Here is a 15,498-nt window from a genome sequence, read left to right on the forward strand (position 1 = left end):
CGTGACCGGGTACTCTCCCGCCCCGGTGGACCGGGCCCCGGCCCGGCCCGCCGGGGGACCCGCGCCGGCCCGGCGGGCCCCGCGCGGCACGCGGCTCGAGCGCTTCGCGCCGCTCGTCTTCGTCGCCCCGGCCGTGCTGGTCGTCGTCCTGCTGCGGCTGTGGCCACTGCTGCTCGGCGTCAACTTCTCCTTCACCGGGGACGGCGTCCGCAACGGCACGGCCGTCGGCCTCGACAACTACGTGACCCTGTTCGGCGATCCGCTGTTCCGCACCGCCCTGCGCAACGTCGGGCTGCTCGTGCTGCTGCTCCCGGTCGCCGTCGCCATCCCCGGCCTGCTCGCCACCTTCATCCACCTGAAGGTGCCGGGGCACCGGGTCTACCGCGGCGTCTACTTCTTCCCGGCCGTGCTCTCCCCGGTGATCGTCGGGGCGATCTTCAACCTGCTGCTGGCCTTCGACGGGCCGGTCAACGCCGCCCTCGGGGCGATCGGCCTCGGCCCGGTGGACTGGCTCGGCGATCCCGGCGTGGCGATCTTCGCCGTCGTCGGGGTGCACGTCTGGGCGACGTTCGGCATGGCGCTGGTCGTCTTCCTCGCCGGATTCTCCACTTTGGACTCCTCGTTGCTGGACGCGGCCAAAGTGGACGGTGCGTCGCTGCCGCAGACCATCCGGCACGTGATCGTCCCCGGCCTGTCCCGCACCATCCAGTTCGTCTTCGTCACCACGATGATCGGGATGCTGACCTCGATGTTCGGCCTGCTGTACGTGATGACGAGCGGCGGCCCGGCGGGTTCGACCTACCTGCCCGAGTACTACGTCTGGTTCCAGCAGGGGAACCTGAACCAGCCCGCGCTGGCCTCCGCGGCGTCCACGGTGCTGTTCCTGATCATGCTCGTGGTCGGCCTGGCCCAGATCGGCATCCTGCGTCGCGCGGGAAAGGAGGACTGATGCCGGGTTCCCGGCTCACGAAGTGGCTCGCCGCCGTGCCCATGGCCGCACTGGCGTGCGCGACGATCTACCCCCTGGTGTTCACCGCGAACGTCGCCATGAAGGACCGCCGCGAGTACACCCTCGACCGGTTCGCTCCGGCGGGCGCGCTGCGCTGGGACAACATCGCCCGGGCGTGGACGAGCGTGGGGATGTCGCGGTACTTCCTCAACTCGGTCGTCGTCGTGGTGTGCTCGGTCGCGGTGCTGCTGCTGCTCGGGTCGATGGCCGGCTTCGCGCTCGGGCGCCTGCGCTTCCGCGGTTCGTCCGCGGTGTTCCTGGGCATCCTCGCCGCGCTGTTCGTGCCGTTCCAGGTGATCATGGTCCCGCTCGCGCGGATCATGGCGGGCACCGGGCTCATCGACACCTACCCGGGGCTGGTGCTCGCCTACGTGGCGCAGTTCCTCCCGTTCACGGTGTTCCTGATGACCAGCTTCTACGCGGCCGTGCCGCCGGAGATCGTCGACGCCGCCCGCGTCGACGGCACCACCCTCTACGGCGTGTACTGGCGGATCATGCTGCCACTGGGTGCCCCGGCCCTGTTGTCGGTCGGGGTGCTCAACGCCCTGTTCTGCTGGAACGACGTCCTCATCTCGCTGCTGCTGATGCCGTCCGCCGAGCACCGCACGCTGATGGTCGGGGTGACCGCGCTGCGCGGGCAGTACTCCGCCGACATCCCCACGTTCGCCGCGGGGGTGCTGATCGCCGCGGTGCCGGTGCTGCTCGTCTACCTGTTCCTGCAACGCCAGATCGCCGACGGGGTCACCGCCGGGTCCACGAAGGGATGAAATGCGCATCACTGGCTTCCGGGCCCTCACGACCGTCCAGGACTGGGGCCGCCCGGTCGGCGACGCCAACGGCGTCCACGCCGGCGGTCTCGTCCGGATGCCCCTCGTCGTCGTCGAGACCGACGAAGGCGTCACCGGCGTCGGGCTCGGCTCACACGTGCAGGCGGAGACCGTCTTCGCCGCGATCGAGGGCGAAGACCCGCGCGGCGTGACGGCGCTCTACGACCGGATGCTGCGCCGGACGTTCAAGGCGGGGCACGCCGGCGCGGTGTTCGGCACCATCGGCGCGTTCGACACGGCGTTGTGGGACATCAAGGCGAAACTGGCGGGCGAGCCGCTCTGGCGGCTGCTCGGCGGCCGGGACCGCCGCGTGCCCGCCTACGCCTCGGGGCTCGACATCGCCCTGGACGACGACGAGCTGGCCGAGCTGTACCGGACCTACGCCGGGCACGGGCTGCGCGCGGCGAAGCTCAAGGGCGGCCTCGACGTCGACCGCGACCGGCGCCGCCTGACGCTGGTCCGCGACGTCCTCGTCGAGGCAGGCGGCAGCACCCGGCCGGGCCTGATGCTCGACGTCAACGAGAACTGGACGCGCAAGCAGGCCGTCCGGCACGTCGGCGAGCTCGAACGGACCCTCGACCTGACCTGGATCGAGGAACCCGTGCGACGCTGGGACGTCGAGGGGCACGCGACCGTCGGCCGCGGCGTCCGCGCCTCGGTCGCCACCGGCGAGAACCTCACCGGGCTGGAACAGCACCGGCCGCTGATCACCGCCGGGGCGGTCGACGTCGTGCAGACGGCCGCGGGCTGGGGCGTCACCCACTTCCTGCGGGTCGCCGCCCTTGCCCACGCCCACGACCTGCCGGTGAGCCCGATCGGCACCACCCCGGTCGGCCTGGTGCACGCGGCGACCGCGGTGCCCAACCACCTGGTCACCGAGCTGCAGGACCTCCGGCCCCCGGTCGGCATCGCACTGGGCCACGAGATCGGCGACGGCGCGTTCGTCCTCGGCGACGCCCCCGGCCTGGGCATCCACCTCGACGAGGCGGCCATCGCGGCCGCCGGGCACCGGCTGCCCGACCCGGCGTCGGACGGTTCGCACATCCGGCCCGACCGCGCCGGGTACCACCTGCTCCCGGCGCTGGGGGTTTGACGGCGGTTCACCGGGCCGGGGGACCGCCCCGCCGGGAACCTCTCCACGGAGGTGGCCGACGGGGAGGCCCGCGCGGTGGCCGCCGCGGCATGGGAGGCCGGGGATCCCGCTCTTCGGCAGCACTACGGGCACGGGCGGACCGCCTTCGCGCGGAGTCCGTCTCGTCGGCCGGGTCCTGGTCCCGGATCGGGCGGCGAGGGCTTTGCCGTCCCGGCGACCTTGCGCGGGGAGTGGGACTTCAGCGCGTCCGGCCTCCGGCGCAGTCTGGAGTCGCTGGAGCGCCTCGGCGTCGTCCACGACACGGACGACCACGCGGACCAGGCGCCGGCCGAAGCGGTGCCGGCTCTGGCAGAGCCGGACGTGATCGGCAGGTCCGGGGTCGGGGGTGAACCAGTGGCGGTTGCCCGTCCGGTTCGACGGCGCGTCATGCACGCGGGGCGCGCACGTTGCTGGAGCAGCCGGCGCCGGCGGAGCTGCTTCCCAGGGAGCTGTGAGTGGAAGGCCCGCTTGACGTCGAAGCGCCGACGCCCGGGGCTGTCTCGAAGTCGTGTCGAGCTGGTGAATAAAGTAGACCGGACTGCCCGGCGAGTTGCCGCGGTCAACGGGTGGCTCGCGCGCGGGTGTAGGCCCGTAGCCGTGTGGCTGCGGGCCGTTCCCGTGTTCAGGCTGCGAATGGCAGGGGTTCGTGGATGTTGTTGCGTCGGGGTTGTCGGCGTCGGTCGATGAATGCTGGTGGCAGGAACTCCGGCAGCCCATCGGCCGCGATGCGGACTTCCCAGCCGGAGCGGTGCAGCAACCGATGGTGGTGGGCGCACGTCAGCACCAGGTTGTTCAGGTCGGTGGGGCCGCCGTCGGCCCAGTGAGAGTCGGCAGGGGGCGCGGTGTCCGGATTTCGCCGGGTCGTTTCCCCCTGCCGCTCTCCCGAACCCGGCGTACCCGTTTCCGAGTACCGGGCTCTCCACGAGTCGCCGTCAGGCAGGCGAGACGCCTGGTTTGTCCCATGGTGTCGGTATCCGGTGGCCCCGGTAGCGATAACGCTGAATGGTCATCGTGGCGGGTTGCCAGAGTGCGACACTGTTGTATTCCGGCCACCACCGGTTGTAGTAGCGGCGGATGATCCACCGTCTGCTGGTGCGGGGGTGTTTGTTCTTCAGCCATTCCCAGACCCGCCACCACAGGTAGTGCTGGAGATGGTGGTAGGCCTTGCTGGAGGAACTGTGCCGGAAGTACTGGGCCCATCCGCGGGTCATCGTCCCGAGTTGCCGGAACAGTCGGTCCGCGTCCTGATGGGTGATCCGCTTGGTCGCTGCCTTCACCTTCCGTTTGATGGAAGTCATCGACTTCTTCGACGGATAGGTGTAGATCAGTTTCCGGTCGCTTCCGTATTGAGTGTGCCGCTGGATGCGGAATCCCAGGAAGTCGAATCCCTCGTCGATGTGCACGATCTGTGTCTTTTCCGGGGCGAGCCGAAGCCCGATCCGGTCCAGGATCGCACCGATCTCATCCCATAGTTTCTCCGCGTGGTCTCGGGTTCCGTTGACCAGGACGACGAAGTCGTCGGCATAACGGGTCAGCCGGAATGTTGCGCCGCCGCGTTGGCGATGGCGCGCCCGGGTCCAGGAGTTCCTGTGGTTCTCCCAGATCTGGTGGAAATAGTCGTCCAGTTCGGAGAGAGTGATGTTGGCCAGCAGCGGCGACAGAATGCCGCCCTGAGGGGTTCCGGAATGGGTGTCCCGGTCGGCGCCGTCCTCGCTGAGGATTCCCGCGCGCAGGAACGCCTTGATCAGCTCCAGGATCCGCTTGTCCTTGATCCGTTTCCGCACCAGCCCGAGCAGGGCGGTGTGGTCGATCTCGTCGAAACAGGCGGCGATGTCGCCCTCGAAGACCCACTCATAGCCCTGCTGGGCATAGTGGCGGATCTCCTCGACGGCGTCCTGGGCCCGGCGCCTGGGCCGGAAACCATAACTAGAGTCCCGGAACCCGGCCTCGAAGATCGGTTCCAGGACCAGCTTCAGCGAGGCTTGAACGACCCGATCGGTCACGGTCGGTATCCCCAGCCGGCGCGTCTTCCCGCCGGTTCTGGGAATGTGCCGTTCCCGGACCGGGAGCGGACGGAACGCCCGAGCCTTCAGATCAGCCCGGATTTCCTCCAACAACCCGACAACACCCAGCTTCGATTCGGTGATCGAGCGGACAGTCCGCCGATCGACACCCGCGCTGCGTGCTCCGGTGTTCCCCGACACCCGTTCCCACGCCGTGACGAGGAATGCGGGGTCGGCCACGAGGTTATAGAGATCATCAAACCGGCGGCCGGGATCGGCCGCCGCCCAACGGTGCAGCTTCGTTTGCATTCCCAGTACCCGCTGCCCTGCGGTGAACGGCACCAACAGCAGATCACCGATGTTCACCGGTGAGGCTTCTTCTGGCATTACCTCAACTTCCCTGCTTCGTCTCGCTGCCGCCCTTCCCCATGTGGACGGCTTTCCCGTCCTCGGAGTACTACGGCGACTCCGCCCCATCGCAAGCCTCTCGGCAGGCAATGCGCCTATCCGTCATCAGACCACCGGCTGTGACCCGTTTATGGAAGGCTTGCGGTGGTTCCCATGTTCACGTGTTCCCGATCGACGAGTGAGGCACCCAGCTTTACCCCGGCAGTCCCTGTGAATACGCCACAGACTTTCTCCACAGGCTGCCCGAGAACAATTCCCGGGCGGACGCTACCCCTACCACTTGGTTCACGCGCACTGCACTACCGACCCATATCCGCCAGGTTCGAGTCGGCTCCACATAACGAGGCTTCAGACACTGATTCCTATTCGTATACCTTCTCGTCTCGCTCACCGAGCCCGCACCATCTGGCGATACTGGCACGACTCGACTTTGTCAGGGCCGCTTGCCACCTCAACCTGCCCATTCCCGCAGGTCAGGCTGCCCTCAGCTTCACCGAACCGCTGTGACGATCCAGCGTCGGAGGTCTTGCACCTCCGATCGGATAAACACGCGCCTCATGGCGCACGTGGCGGACGTGGTGGCCCTGGCAATGCCGGGGTGGGCGGTGGCAGCCGGGGAAGGCACAGCCTCGGTCGCGGAGGAATAAGGCTCGGCGGAGTCCCGCGGAGATCAGCCGTCGGAGGCGGCCGAGGTTCAGCGGTTCGCTTTTCTCGCCCAGGACCGCGGGGATGATCATGGCGTCGCAGGCGTGCACCCGCGCTTCGGCGGCCGTCATGGTTCCGGTGTCGCCGAGGGTGGCCTTCCCGACCCCGGACTTCAAGTCTTTCAGGGAGACCGCGACCATCACGTGGGCTCGTTCCCCGGCCTGCATGGGCAGGTTCGGGGAGTTGAGGGCGAGATCCACGGCGTCGGAGAAGGCATCGCCGTAACGTTGCGGGGTGGTGCGGAAGTCGGGGCCGTCGTCGCCGGTGCGACGCTCAGCCAGGGCGTCCAGCAACGCGCTGGCGCGGGTGCCGGTTTCGTCGTCGAACCGGCCGCTCAGCTCCCACACCCCGGTTCTTTTGCGGCGCAGGAACAGTTCCCGGGCGGGAACCGAGGGTTCGGTGTCGTCGGGGGCGGTTCCGTCGGGAGCCAGGTGGGCGAGGATGCGGGCACCGAGGGCGGCGACCTGCTTGTGGCCAGCCTCCTCGGCGAAAGTGAGCAGGTTGGCCTCGGCACTCAGGCGATGCTCGGGCGGAACTTGAGTCAGGACATCGGTGATCACATCGATCATCGGGTCACTCAACCGCCCCGCCCGGGCAGCAGCACCGGTGCCGGGAGCCAGCGCAGGAATCGGGGAGCCATCCAGGTTCCGGCCCGGGTTCACCAACCGAGCCCGTTTCACCGCCCGTTCCGCAGCCGGCTTCGGCACATCGGCGAGATGCTCCAGAAGCCGTGCCACAGAACGATAGCCGAACAGCTCCATCACCCCACGCTGCTCGATGTCCACCAGCAGCGCACCAAGTTCAGCCTCGGCAGACCGCATGGTCGCGATCAGCGATCCGATGCGGTCGGCAAGAGCCGCCGCGTCGGCTGAGGGGGTCGCGTCGTGGGTCATACCTCCAAACTACCCACCCATCGAACACACGGCATCACACGAAACGGTGAGAACACAAGGTAAAGAGGGTAAGCGAAGCATGGCGAATCGGCCCACGCGGACCACAGTTCTAATGGTCCACAGTGGATGGCTGAGGCCGGGAAGCCTCCTCGGCGGCGCGCACGCGGAAGACCTGACGAATCAGGCCGATGCACCAGATGAACGTCAGCGCGATCACGGTCGGGTTCTTCAGGAACAACAGGACAGCGAGGTACGTCTGCCGGGCGGACTCGGGCAGCAGCTGCGACAGCACGTGTTCGGCCAGGACTTCGAAGACCAGGACGGCCGCGCCGAGGAATGCCGCCTGCCACAGCAGGCTGCGCCAATGGTTGCGCGCGAACGCCCGGCCCGCGCGCCAGTGGAGGGTCAGCCCGCGCATCGCGAGGCGCCAGACCAGCACCACGAGGGCGATCCGGGCGGCCATGACGACGACCTCGGAGGCGAGGGCGAGGCCGTGGGGGATCCGGTCGGTCCAGTTGACCACGATCAGCCGCTGGATCGAGGCGATCGACGACAGGCCCACGACGAGCCGCCAGTGGCGGGTGTAGCAGTGCCACGTCCACTTCGGCACTTCCAGTGCTCGCTTCAGCTCGCTCACGGTACCCCCATGGTTCAGTCGGCGAGTAATTTAGTTCAGTGTACTGAAATATCGACGCAGGTAAAGTGACCGCATGGACGGTCGAGACGCCGGACGCGAACTGAGCACCGCCGTGGTCGCGTTCCACGAGGCGGTGGGCGCGAGCCTGGGCGTGACGGCGGTGGACCAGCGTGCCCTCGCGATGATCGCGGCCGCCGGCTCGATGTCGGCGGGGGACTTGGCCAAGGAGATCGGCCTCACCCCGGGCGCGGTGACCGGGCTGGTCGACCGGCTCGAGCGCGCCGGGCTCGCCCGCCGCGCACCGGACCCGGCCGACCGGCGCCGGCTCGTGATCACGGCGGTGCCCGGGGCGTTCGGGAAGGTCTTCGCCGGTCTCGACGCGGCCATGACCGAGCTGAACGGCCGCTACACCCCGGCCGAGCAGGCGGTGATCGCGGACTGGGTGGCGCGCACGATCGACGTCCTGCGCGAGCAGACCCGGTTGCTCGCGAAGCGGTGATGCCGCCGGCCCGGTTGCGCTACGGTGGCGGGGGAACGCGGACACCGGGGGGAATCATGCGTCGACTGCTCGTCTCCGCCGCCTGCGCCGTGCTGCTGGTCGCCGGCACCGGAACCGCCGATGCGGCAACGGATCCGCGGCAGGCCGCGCTGGATGTGGCCGTGCAGGCCGGGAACGTCGGGATGATCGCCGTCGCCACGGACGCGGGCGGGCGGTGGCGGGGGCGGGCCGGGGTCGCCGACGTCGTCACCGGGGCGAAACCCGACACCGGCGGGCGGTTCCGCATCGGCAGCGTGTCCAAGACTTTCACGGCGACGCTCGTGCTGAAGCTCGCCGCGAACGGCAGGCTGCGGCTGGACGACCCGATCGCGCGGTACCTGCCCGGCCTGCTGCCGTACCCGGAGCCGATCACCGTGCGGCAGCTGCTGCAGCACACCGCCGGCGTGCCCCGTGACCTGGCGCCGCAGTACACCTGGACGACCGCGGAAGAGCTGGACACCGAACGCTTCGTGCACTTCGGCGAGGTCGAGGCGATCCACGACAGCACCGTGCAGCCGCTGCTGTTCCCGCCGGGCACGGGCTGGTCCTACTCCAACACCGGCTACAACGTGCTGGCGCTGCTGGTGGAAAAGCTCACCGGCCGTCCGTTCGAGCGGGTGCTCGCCGACTGGATCACCGGCCCGCTGCACCTGGCGGACACGTTCCTGCCGCGGGACTTCCCGTGGGTGCCGCGCCCGGCCATCCGCGGCTACGAGCAGCTCTACCCGGCACCGCGCGGGCTGACGGACGTCACCGTGTACAACCTCAGCCGCTACTTCGGCGCGGGGAACATCATTTCCAGCGCGGCCGACCTGAACCGCTTCTTCCGCGCGCTGTTCGGCGGCGAGCTGCTGCCCGCCGACGTGCTGGCGCAGATGAAGACCACGGTGCCGTGGCCGGGCGAGGGCGGGCTGGTCGGCTACGGGCTCGGGCTGATGCGCATCTCCCTGGCCGGCATCTGCGGTCCCGGCGCCCCCGACGTCTGGGGGCACGGCGGGGACGTCCCCGGGTACAACACATGGAGCATGAGCGACGCGGCGGGCACCCGCGGGATCACGGTCGCGTCCAGCCCCGACCTGACCGCTTCGCCCGCCGCGGCGGCCCGCCGGACCCTGGCGATGGTGACGGAGTTCTGCACGCCGGCGCTGCCGGACGCCCAGGAACGCGCCGCGCGGATCCAGGCCGCGCTGCGCTGACGCCGGTTCCCCGCCACCGCACCACGAGCCGATCGCCGTGGTTTGGCCGCCTCGGCGGCCGGGTAAACGAATTCCGGCTCGTCTCCAGCCCTCCGGACGCGCCGGCCTGCCGCGCTCCGCACCGCCGTCCGGAGGAAGAGCCGTCACGCTGTTCCCGGCTTCCTGGCGCCGGTGCGCGCTCCGCCACCACCGATCCAGGGGGAACCCATGTCCGTGCCGTCCCCGACGACCGTCGACCGCCGCCCGGCCCGAACTCCGCACCCGGTCGCGCCCGGACCTCGTGGCGGGCAAGGCGTTCGGGCAGCCGCGGATGACGGCGCGGGCGCCGGGGTCAGCCGAGCTTCCCGGTCGTCACTCGGGCGTGCAGGTGCTGCGGGGGTCGAGCAGGACGGCGGCGAGCAGGTCGACTTCGCGCAGGTCGATGACCACCAGGTGCGGTGGCGGCAGGGGGTCCGTGGCGCCGAGCAGCCGGGTCGGCACGGCCGCGGCGGCGCCCGTGTCGAGGGTTCCGGTGACCCGCAGGACGAGCGCCTGCCCGGCCTCCACCGGCGCGATTTCGATCTCGGCCGCCATGAGACACCTCCAGTCCGGTCGTCGGAACGGGGTTACCCGAGCGGGGCCGGTCGTAGTCCGGCCGCGCGGCGGGCCACCCCCGCGGCGGCACCAGGACCGCGGCGCTCGGGTCCGACGGCCTGCTCAGGCGGCTCGTCCGGTGTGTCGAGTGCTTCCGCGCGCCGGCGGTTGATGACCGCGTCCGCCCGGTGGGTTTCCGCTTTGCGGCGGTGTTCCGCTTCGGTGGCACCGCCCGAGCGGGCGGCTGCTTCGTGTTGCTCCGCCGCCCGATCGTGGGCGTCCGCCGACCGGTGCAACGCGGCCCGCAGCCGCTCTCGCGCGGCTTCTTGCCGCTGCCGGGCGTCGTTCGACGTCGGGAAGCCCCGGGACTGCTCGACGCTCGAGCGGTCGTCGCGGTGGGACAGCGCCCGGCGCCAGTGCCGGGCGGCCTCGGCGCGCTCGGCGGCTCGTCTCGCGGCTTCCGCGGCGGTCGCGCCGGGGTCGGTCGGGACGTCCACGCCACTGATGGTTCCACGCGTCGACCCGCCGGTCCTCCCCCCGGAAAGAAGGACCGCTTCCGCTCGGCGAAGGGTGGGGGGAGACCTGCGAGCGGAAGCGGTGGCTTGGGGTCGGTACGGGGGTCGCCTCTCGGCGAGTGGCGCGACCCGGCTCCGGGGTGAACCGGTGGTCCGGGAAGGCGGAGGGGGTGAGGCCCGGGGGACTCCGCCGTACCGACACCCGTTACAACGTCCGGCGTGGCGCGGTGTTCCCGGCGGGGAGGCCGCCGGGCGTGACGTGCGTCGCCACGGGAGCCGGCCGCCGGACCGCCCGCTCCCGGATCCGGTCGACCAGGGCGGCCTGGGCGACGATCGGCGGGCCCTCGAGGTCCGACGGCACGCCGTCGCGGGCCCGCGCCACGAATTGCCGGACCACCGCCGCGAACTGGTCGTCCGGCGGGAGCGTCCGCTCCTCGACGCCGTCCGGGCGCTCGACGCGGACGACCGGGGCGTGCCCGGCCGGTGGGGTGTACGCCCACGGCACCGTGATGCGGCCGTGGTCCCCGGCCAGCTCGTAGCGGCAGCGGTACGCGTGCCGCATGCCGAACCTCAGCTCCGCGGTCCGGCCGGCCGGACCGGTCAGGACGGCGGAGCCGCCGACGTCGACGCCGAGGCCGGGGTCGACGTCCAGCGTGGCGGCGACGACTTCGGCTTCCTCGCCGAGGAAGTCCAGTGCCGTGCGGACCGGGTACACGCCGATGTCGAGGAGCGCGCCGCCGCCGAGGTCGGGGCGGTGGCGCATGTCGCCCGGCGGAGGCGCGGGGATGGTGAACTCCGCCGTCAGCGACCGCACCGTGCCGACGGTGCCGCCGGCGGCGAGGGCGCGGACCGCCGCGTGCTGGGAGTGGCAGCGGAACATGAAGTTCTCGAGCAGGGCCACCTTGCGCTCGTCGGCCAGCACCACGAGGCGCTGCGCGTCCTTCGCCGTGGTGGCCAGGGGTTTCTCGGCGAGGACGTGCCGGCCCGCTTCGAGTGCGCGCTCGATCCACTTCGCGTGCAGGACCGCCGGGAGCGGGACGTACACCGCGTCGAGGTCTTCGCGGGCCAGCAGCCGGTCGTAGCCGGTCACGGGCTCGCCGCCGAACCGGGCGGTGAACCGGGCGGCCTTGGCCGGATCGCGGCTCGCCAGGGCCACGACCGCCACGTCCGGGTGGCCGGCCAGCGCGGGAAGCATCCTGCGCCAGGCGATGTCGGCGCAGCCGAGGACGCCGATGCGGAGCGGGTTCATTTCCGTCGATCCCTTCGGGATGCGGCCGGTCGGCCGAGCTGGGGGAGGGGCGGGCCGACCGGCCGCGGGCTCGCTCAGCCGAAGGAGATCACCGCGTCGGCGACTTCGCTGTAGGACTCGTCGGCCACACCGACGAAGCACCCGTTGGCGACCGTGGTGCAGTCCACCGGTCCCGACGCCGTGGTGAGGACCCGGTGGACGACGAACGAGGTGGACACCGTGCCGTCGGCGCCGGTGGTGGCCGCCTGGCTGCCGGTGTCGCAGACCGGGCCGGTGGCGCCGCCGGCGCACTCCCAGACCGTGACCGCTGCCCCGGCGGTGAAACCGGTGGCGGCCACCGAAACCGTGGCTCCGTCGGCCAGCCCGCTCGACGGCGACACGGCGACGCTCGGCGTGGCCGCGGGGTCGGCGTACGCGGCCGAGCTGCCCGCCGCGACGACGGCGAACGCGACCGCCAGTGCCGGGAAGAACCTGGTTTTGGACATGCGGGAACACTCCGAATCATCAGGGGGAAATCGCGAGGTGCGAAAGCCGGCCGCCGCGCGGTCCGGCCCGGTCGTGATCGTTTGACCGTGAACCCGATATTAGGCGAGAAGTTCACAACATGGCAAGCAAGAAGTATCAACTGCTAGTTTCTTGCCGGTGAGACGGGACGAGGCCGGGAGGTTTCCCGGCCTCGTCGGCGTTTCCGGCGCTCACGCCGTCGGCACGGCCTTGATCGGCTTGGCGCCGATGTGCTGCCAGTCCTGCAGTCGCGCCCAGTCCGCGAAGGTGTGCCAGCCGACGTCGGGGAAGTCCGCGCGCAGGGCGGCGATGTCGGCGGTGAAACCGACGCGGTCGATGTAGGCGAACATCGCGCTCAGGTCGGGGCCGAGGAACGGCGCGTCCGGCGGGATCGCCGCGTAGCGGACCGGTTCGCCGATGATCTCCGCCAGCGTCGCGGCGGCGGCCTCGCCGGTGAGGTCGTCGCCGGCGATGTCGAACCGCAGGCCGAGCACGTCGGCCCGGTGTTCCAGCGCGTGGCGCACGAACTCCGCGATGTCGGCCACGGCGATCTGCTGCAGCGCCCGCGCCGCGGGCATCGGCGTCGGCAGCAGCCAGCCGTCGTCGCTCCGCCGCAGGCCGAAGAACCGGTTCTCCATGAAGAACGCCGGCGCGACGACCGTGTGCGGCACGCGGTTCTCCCGCAGGTGCCGCTCGATCGCGGCCTTGCTGTCGAAGTGCGGGACACCGGTGTCGCGGTCGGCGCTCGCCGCCGAGGTGTAGACGATGTGCCCCACCCCCGCCCGCCGCAGCCCTTCGACCGCGCCGATGCCGGCGGTGGTTTCGAAGCCGGTCCCGGCGTCGAAGGAGTCCGAGAGCAGGAAGGCGGCGTCGGCGCCCTGTGCGGCGGCTTCGATCGACGAGGCGACGGCGAGGTCGCCGGGCACCACTTTCGCACCGAGACCGGCCAGGTCGGTCGCGGCGGCCGAGCCGGGTCTGCGGGTGAGGGCGCGGACGGTGTGTCCGCGGCGGAGCAGTTCACGGGCGACGGCGCCGCCCTGCTGCCCGGTGGCGCCGACGACGAGGACGTCGAGGCTCATGCCGGAACCTCCTGTACCGAAGGGGAAATCCGGGCCTGGCGGGTGCGCAGGCCGCGGCTGAGCCAGAGCAGGCCCGCCATGCTGTAGACCGCGTCGGCGGGGGACACCATCGCCGACGCCGCCACCAGCACCGGATGCTGCAGGCCCGCGTCGACCAGGTCGCCGATCCGGGCGCGGACCTGCTTCGGCGTGCCCGCGACCACCCGGCTCGCGACCAGCTCGGCGGGTGCGGCGTCGATCGCGGCTTCGACCTGGGCTCGGCTGTACCGGTGGGGCAGGAGGTCCATCGCCCCGCGGAAATCCGGGCCCAGCGGGTGCTCGGCCCCGAACGAGCGCCACGCGCGCGCGTCGGCGAGCAGGGCCAGGTAACGCACGGACTTGGCGCCCAGCAGCCGCCGGACGTGGTGGGCGTCGCGGCCGAGGACCACCGTCAGCACCTGGGCCGCGCTGATCGCCGCCGGGTCGCGGCCGGCCCGCTTCGCCGCGTCGTGGACTTCGCGCAGCCGGCGCCCGTACTCGTCCGGGTCGACCGGCTCCCACGGGTACCAGCCGTCGGCGTAGCGGCCCGTCAGCTCGAGCATCCGCGGGCCGTGCGCGGCCAGCCAGAGCTCGGGACGGCGGCCCTGCGGTGCCCGCAGGTCCAATACCGCCTGGTCCAGGGTGAAGTACTCGCCCGTGAAGTCGAACGGTCCCTCCGCGTCGAAGCACCTGCGGATGATCTGCACGGCCTCCGCCAGCCGCGTCACCGGCCGGTCGCAGGGCACGCCGTAGGGGTCGAGGTTCTCGCGTTCCCCCGCGCCGAGGCCCAGGATCGGCGGCCGGCGCGTCAGGTGGGCCAGCGTCAGGAACGTCTGGGCGAGGCTCACCGGGTGGCGGCGGTGCGGGTCGGTCACGCCGACGGCCAGCTGGACCTTGCCCGCCTTGGCCGCGAGGTGGCCGAGGACCGTGGCGAAGTCGAATGCCTCGTCCGGCGTGGGTGATCCCTTGGCCAGGAACGAGAAATCGGTGTCCCAGACGCTGCGGGGAAACGGGCTGATCAGGTGGTCGACCGTCCACAGTGAACCCATGCCCGCCAGTTTCGCGCACGTGAGGTGCCCGGGCCCCGCCGCGGCCGGCGCGCTGGTGGCCCAGACGATCCCGGGCGACACGGAGCGGCTCATCGCGGCTTCGCCTCCAGGACCCAGTTCGGCGGCGTGGCGCGGGTCGTGGTGGCGAGCTCGAACCCGCCGGCGGCGAACAGCGCCCGCCACTCGGCCTCGGTCCGCTCGCGGCCACCGAGGTTGACGAGCATCTCGATGTCCATCAGCTTGCTGAAGTCGAACGTGTTGAGCTCGGGAACCGTGGCCTCGAACAGGATCACCCGCGCGTCCGCGTTGGTGCCGATCCGCCGCCGGATGTTGCCGAGGATGGTGACGCACTCGTCGTCGGTCCAGTCGTGCAGGACGCTCTTGAGGACGTAGGCGTCCGCCTCCGGCACGTCCTCGAAGAAGTTGCCCGGGACACGCGTGACCCGGTCCTGCACGCCGTTGCGCGCCAGCACCGGGTCCGCGCCGGCGAGCACCTCCGGCCGGTCGAACAGGACGCCCTTGACCTCCGGGTGGGCGCGCAGCACCGCCGACAGCATGTGGCCGTGGCCGCCGCCGAGGTCGGCGACGACGCCGAAGCGGCCGAAGTCCGCGATCCCGGCCAGCTCGTCGGCGGCCGCCTCGCTGAACGCCGTCATCGCGCCGTTGAAGACCTCGGCCAGGTGCGGGTGCGCCGCGTAGAAGTCGAACGACTGCATGCCGTGCACCTGCTGGAACGCCTGCTCGCCCGTGCGCAGCGTGTCCACCATCGACGCGTAGGACTGCAGGCGGCAGGCGTGGCCGACGTGCCGCGCGAAGTTGCGCAGGCTGCCCGGCGTGTCACTGCGCAGGCACTCCGCGTCCGGCGTCAGCTCGAAGCGTCCGTCGGGCCGCTCGGCGAACACCCCGATCGACGCCGCCGCGCGCAGCACGCGGTAGAGCGCGTCCGGGTCGGTCTCGGTGGCCGTGGCGATCTCGGCCACCGTGCGGGGGCCGTCCACCATGTGGTCGGCGACGCCGACCTCGGCCAGGACGTTGATCGAGTGCGAAAGCCACTGCGCGGTGACGATCATGATCACGCGCACCCGCGGCGGCAGCACCGCCAGGTTCGGGAAGCCCGCCCCGGCGGTCGGCGGGGCGATCACTTCACTGGTCACGAGCTGTCC

15 protein-coding genes and 1 pseudogene are annotated in these 15,498 nt (G+C 71.2%); 5 read left to right on the forward strand and 11 right to left on the reverse strand.

The window, feature by feature from the left end; all coding sequences use genetic code 11:
* Position 1 precedes the first annotated feature (1 nt).
* Genes BLW76_RS21555 through BLW76_RS21565 form a run of 3 tightly spaced genes read left to right on the forward strand, consistent with a single transcriptional unit; the run spans position 2 to position 2,929 of the window.
* Positions 2-949, forward strand: coding sequence for a carbohydrate ABC transporter permease (locus BLW76_RS21555; protein WP_244170255.1), 948 nt, complete (start codon positions 2-4; stop codon positions 947-949).
* Positions 949-1,776 carry a carbohydrate ABC transporter permease gene (locus tag BLW76_RS21560; protein WP_091310189.1) on the forward strand — a complete coding sequence of 276 codons (828 nt, stop codon included), beginning with the start codon at positions 949-951 and terminating at the stop codon, positions 1,774-1,776. Before BLW76_RS21555 ends, BLW76_RS21560 begins: the two co-directional genes overlap by 1 nt.
* 1 nt (position 1,777) lies before the next feature.
* Positions 1,778-2,929, forward strand: coding sequence for a mandelate racemase/muconate lactonizing enzyme family protein (locus BLW76_RS21565; RefSeq protein WP_091310191.1), 1,152 nt, complete (start codon positions 1,778-1,780; stop codon positions 2,927-2,929).
* Between the two features lie 661 nt (positions 2,930-3,590).
* Here the strand turns inward: BLW76_RS21565 and BLW76_RS49775 are convergent.
* From BLW76_RS49775 to BLW76_RS21585, 4 genes and pseudogenes are all read right to left on the reverse strand, one after another.
* Positions 3,591-3,791: pseudogene (locus BLW76_RS49775) on the reverse strand (HNH endonuclease signature motif containing protein); the annotation flags it as partial.
* Positions 3,792-3,900: 109 nt separating this feature from the next.
* Positions 3,901-5,358, reverse strand: coding sequence for a group II intron reverse transcriptase/maturase (gene ltrA / locus BLW76_RS21575; RefSeq protein ID WP_167384673.1), 1,458 nt, complete (start codon positions 5,356-5,358; stop codon positions 3,901-3,903).
* Positions 5,359-5,852: 494 nt separating this feature from the next.
* The gene (locus BLW76_RS21580; protein WP_091310195.1) at positions 5,853-6,977 is read right to left on the reverse strand and encodes an HNH endonuclease signature motif containing protein; all 1,125 of its coding nucleotides are present in this window, start codon (positions 6,975-6,977) and stop codon (positions 5,853-5,855) included.
* A 109-nt stretch (positions 6,978-7,086) separates the two neighbouring features.
* Positions 7,087-7,614: a hypothetical protein gene (locus BLW76_RS21585; protein WP_091310198.1), complete on the reverse strand. Its 528-nt coding sequence runs from the start codon at positions 7,612-7,614 to the stop codon at positions 7,087-7,089.
* 73 nt (positions 7,615-7,687) lie between these two features.
* On the opposite strand from BLW76_RS21585, the gene BLW76_RS21590 reads away from it, so the two are divergent.
* Together BLW76_RS21590 and BLW76_RS21595 are read left to right on the forward strand one after the other, a co-directional pair.
* Positions 7,688-8,113: a MarR family winged helix-turn-helix transcriptional regulator gene (locus tag BLW76_RS21590; protein ID WP_091310200.1), complete on the forward strand. Its 426-nt coding sequence runs from the start codon at positions 7,688-7,690 to the stop codon at positions 8,111-8,113.
* Between the two features lie 56 nt (positions 8,114-8,169).
* The gene (locus BLW76_RS21595; RefSeq protein WP_091310202.1) at positions 8,170-9,348 is read left to right on the forward strand and encodes a serine hydrolase domain-containing protein; all 1,179 of its coding nucleotides are present in this window, start codon (positions 8,170-8,172) and stop codon (positions 9,346-9,348) included.
* Positions 9,349-9,699: 351 nt separating this feature from the next.
* On the opposite strand, the gene BLW76_RS21600 is transcribed toward BLW76_RS21595, so the two are convergent.
* From BLW76_RS21600 to BLW76_RS21630, 7 genes are all read right to left on the reverse strand, one after another.
* Positions 9,700-9,921 (reverse strand): hypothetical protein, encoded by a 222-nt coding sequence (locus BLW76_RS21600; protein ID WP_091310205.1) that lies wholly within the window; start codon positions 9,919-9,921, stop codon positions 9,700-9,702.
* 32 nt (positions 9,922-9,953) lie between these two features.
* Positions 9,954-10,418: a hypothetical protein gene (locus BLW76_RS21605; protein ID WP_091310207.1), complete on the reverse strand. Its 465-nt coding sequence runs from the start codon at positions 10,416-10,418 to the stop codon at positions 9,954-9,956.
* A gap of 223 nt (positions 10,419-10,641) precedes the next feature.
* Positions 10,642-11,685, reverse strand: coding sequence for a Gfo/Idh/MocA family protein (locus BLW76_RS21610; RefSeq protein ID WP_091310210.1), 1,044 nt, complete (start codon positions 11,683-11,685; stop codon positions 10,642-10,644).
* A gap of 74 nt (positions 11,686-11,759) precedes the next feature.
* A complete protein-coding gene (locus BLW76_RS21615; RefSeq protein ID WP_091310211.1) occupies positions 11,760-12,170 on the reverse strand; it encodes an enediyne antibiotic chromoprotein in 411 nt (136 codons plus the stop codon).
* A gap of 210 nt (positions 12,171-12,380) precedes the next feature.
* Complete coding sequence (locus BLW76_RS21620; protein ID WP_091310214.1) at positions 12,381-13,268, reverse strand: NmrA/HSCARG family protein; 888 nt, start codon at positions 13,266-13,268, stop codon at positions 12,381-12,383.
* On the reverse strand, positions 13,265-14,428 hold the full coding sequence (locus tag BLW76_RS21625; RefSeq protein WP_091310216.1) for an LLM class flavin-dependent oxidoreductase: 1,164 nt from the start codon (positions 14,426-14,428) through the stop codon (positions 13,265-13,267). Before BLW76_RS21625 ends, BLW76_RS21620 begins: the two co-directional genes overlap by 4 nt.
* Complete coding sequence (locus BLW76_RS21630) at positions 14,425-15,489, reverse strand: methyltransferase (protein ID WP_167384674.1); 1,065 nt, start codon at positions 15,487-15,489, stop codon at positions 14,425-14,427. Before BLW76_RS21630 ends, BLW76_RS21625 begins: the two co-directional genes overlap by 4 nt.
* Between the last annotated feature and the right edge of the window lie 9 nt (positions 15,490-15,498).

The sequence above is a fragment of the Amycolatopsis tolypomycina genome, assembly GCF_900105945.1.
Lineage (GTDB): Bacteria > Actinomycetota > Actinomycetes > Mycobacteriales > Pseudonocardiaceae > Amycolatopsis > Amycolatopsis tolypomycina.

Bases quoted from the DNA above. Each gene is read 5' to 3' on its own strand.
- BLW76_RS21560 (WP_091310189.1), top strand. From the start codon at position 949: ATGCCGGGTTCCCGGCTCACGAAGTGGCTCGCCGCCGTGCCCATGGCC.
- BLW76_RS21565 (WP_091310191.1), top strand. From the start codon at position 1,778: ATGCGCATCACTGGCTTCCGGGCCCTCACGACCGTCCAGGACTGGGGC.
- ltrA (WP_167384673.1), bottom strand. From the start codon at position 5,358: ATGCCAGAAGAAGCCTCACCGGTGAACATCGGTGATCTGCTGTTGGTG.
- BLW76_RS21580 (WP_091310195.1), bottom strand. From the start codon at position 6,977: ATGACCCACGACGCGACCCCCTCAGCCGACGCGGCGGCTCTTGCCGAC.
- BLW76_RS21590 (WP_091310200.1), top strand. From the start codon at position 7,688: ATGGACGGTCGAGACGCCGGACGCGAACTGAGCACCGCCGTGGTCGCG.
- BLW76_RS21595 (WP_091310202.1), top strand. From the start codon at position 8,170: ATGCGTCGACTGCTCGTCTCCGCCGCCTGCGCCGTGCTGCTGGTCGCC.
- BLW76_RS21600 (WP_091310205.1), bottom strand. From the start codon at position 9,921: ATGGCGGCCGAGATCGAAATCGCGCCGGTGGAGGCCGGGCAGGCGCTC.
- BLW76_RS21610 (WP_091310210.1), bottom strand. From the start codon at position 11,685: ATGAACCCGCTCCGCATCGGCGTCCTCGGCTGCGCCGACATCGCCTGG.
- BLW76_RS21615 (WP_091310211.1), bottom strand. From the start codon at position 12,170: ATGTCCAAAACCAGGTTCTTCCCGGCACTGGCGGTCGCGTTCGCCGTC.
- BLW76_RS21620 (WP_091310214.1), bottom strand. From the start codon at position 13,268: ATGAGCCTCGACGTCCTCGTCGTCGGCGCCACCGGGCAGCAGGGCGGC.
- BLW76_RS21625 (WP_091310216.1), bottom strand. From the start codon at position 14,428: ATGAGCCGCTCCGTGTCGCCCGGGATCGTCTGGGCCACCAGCGCGCCG.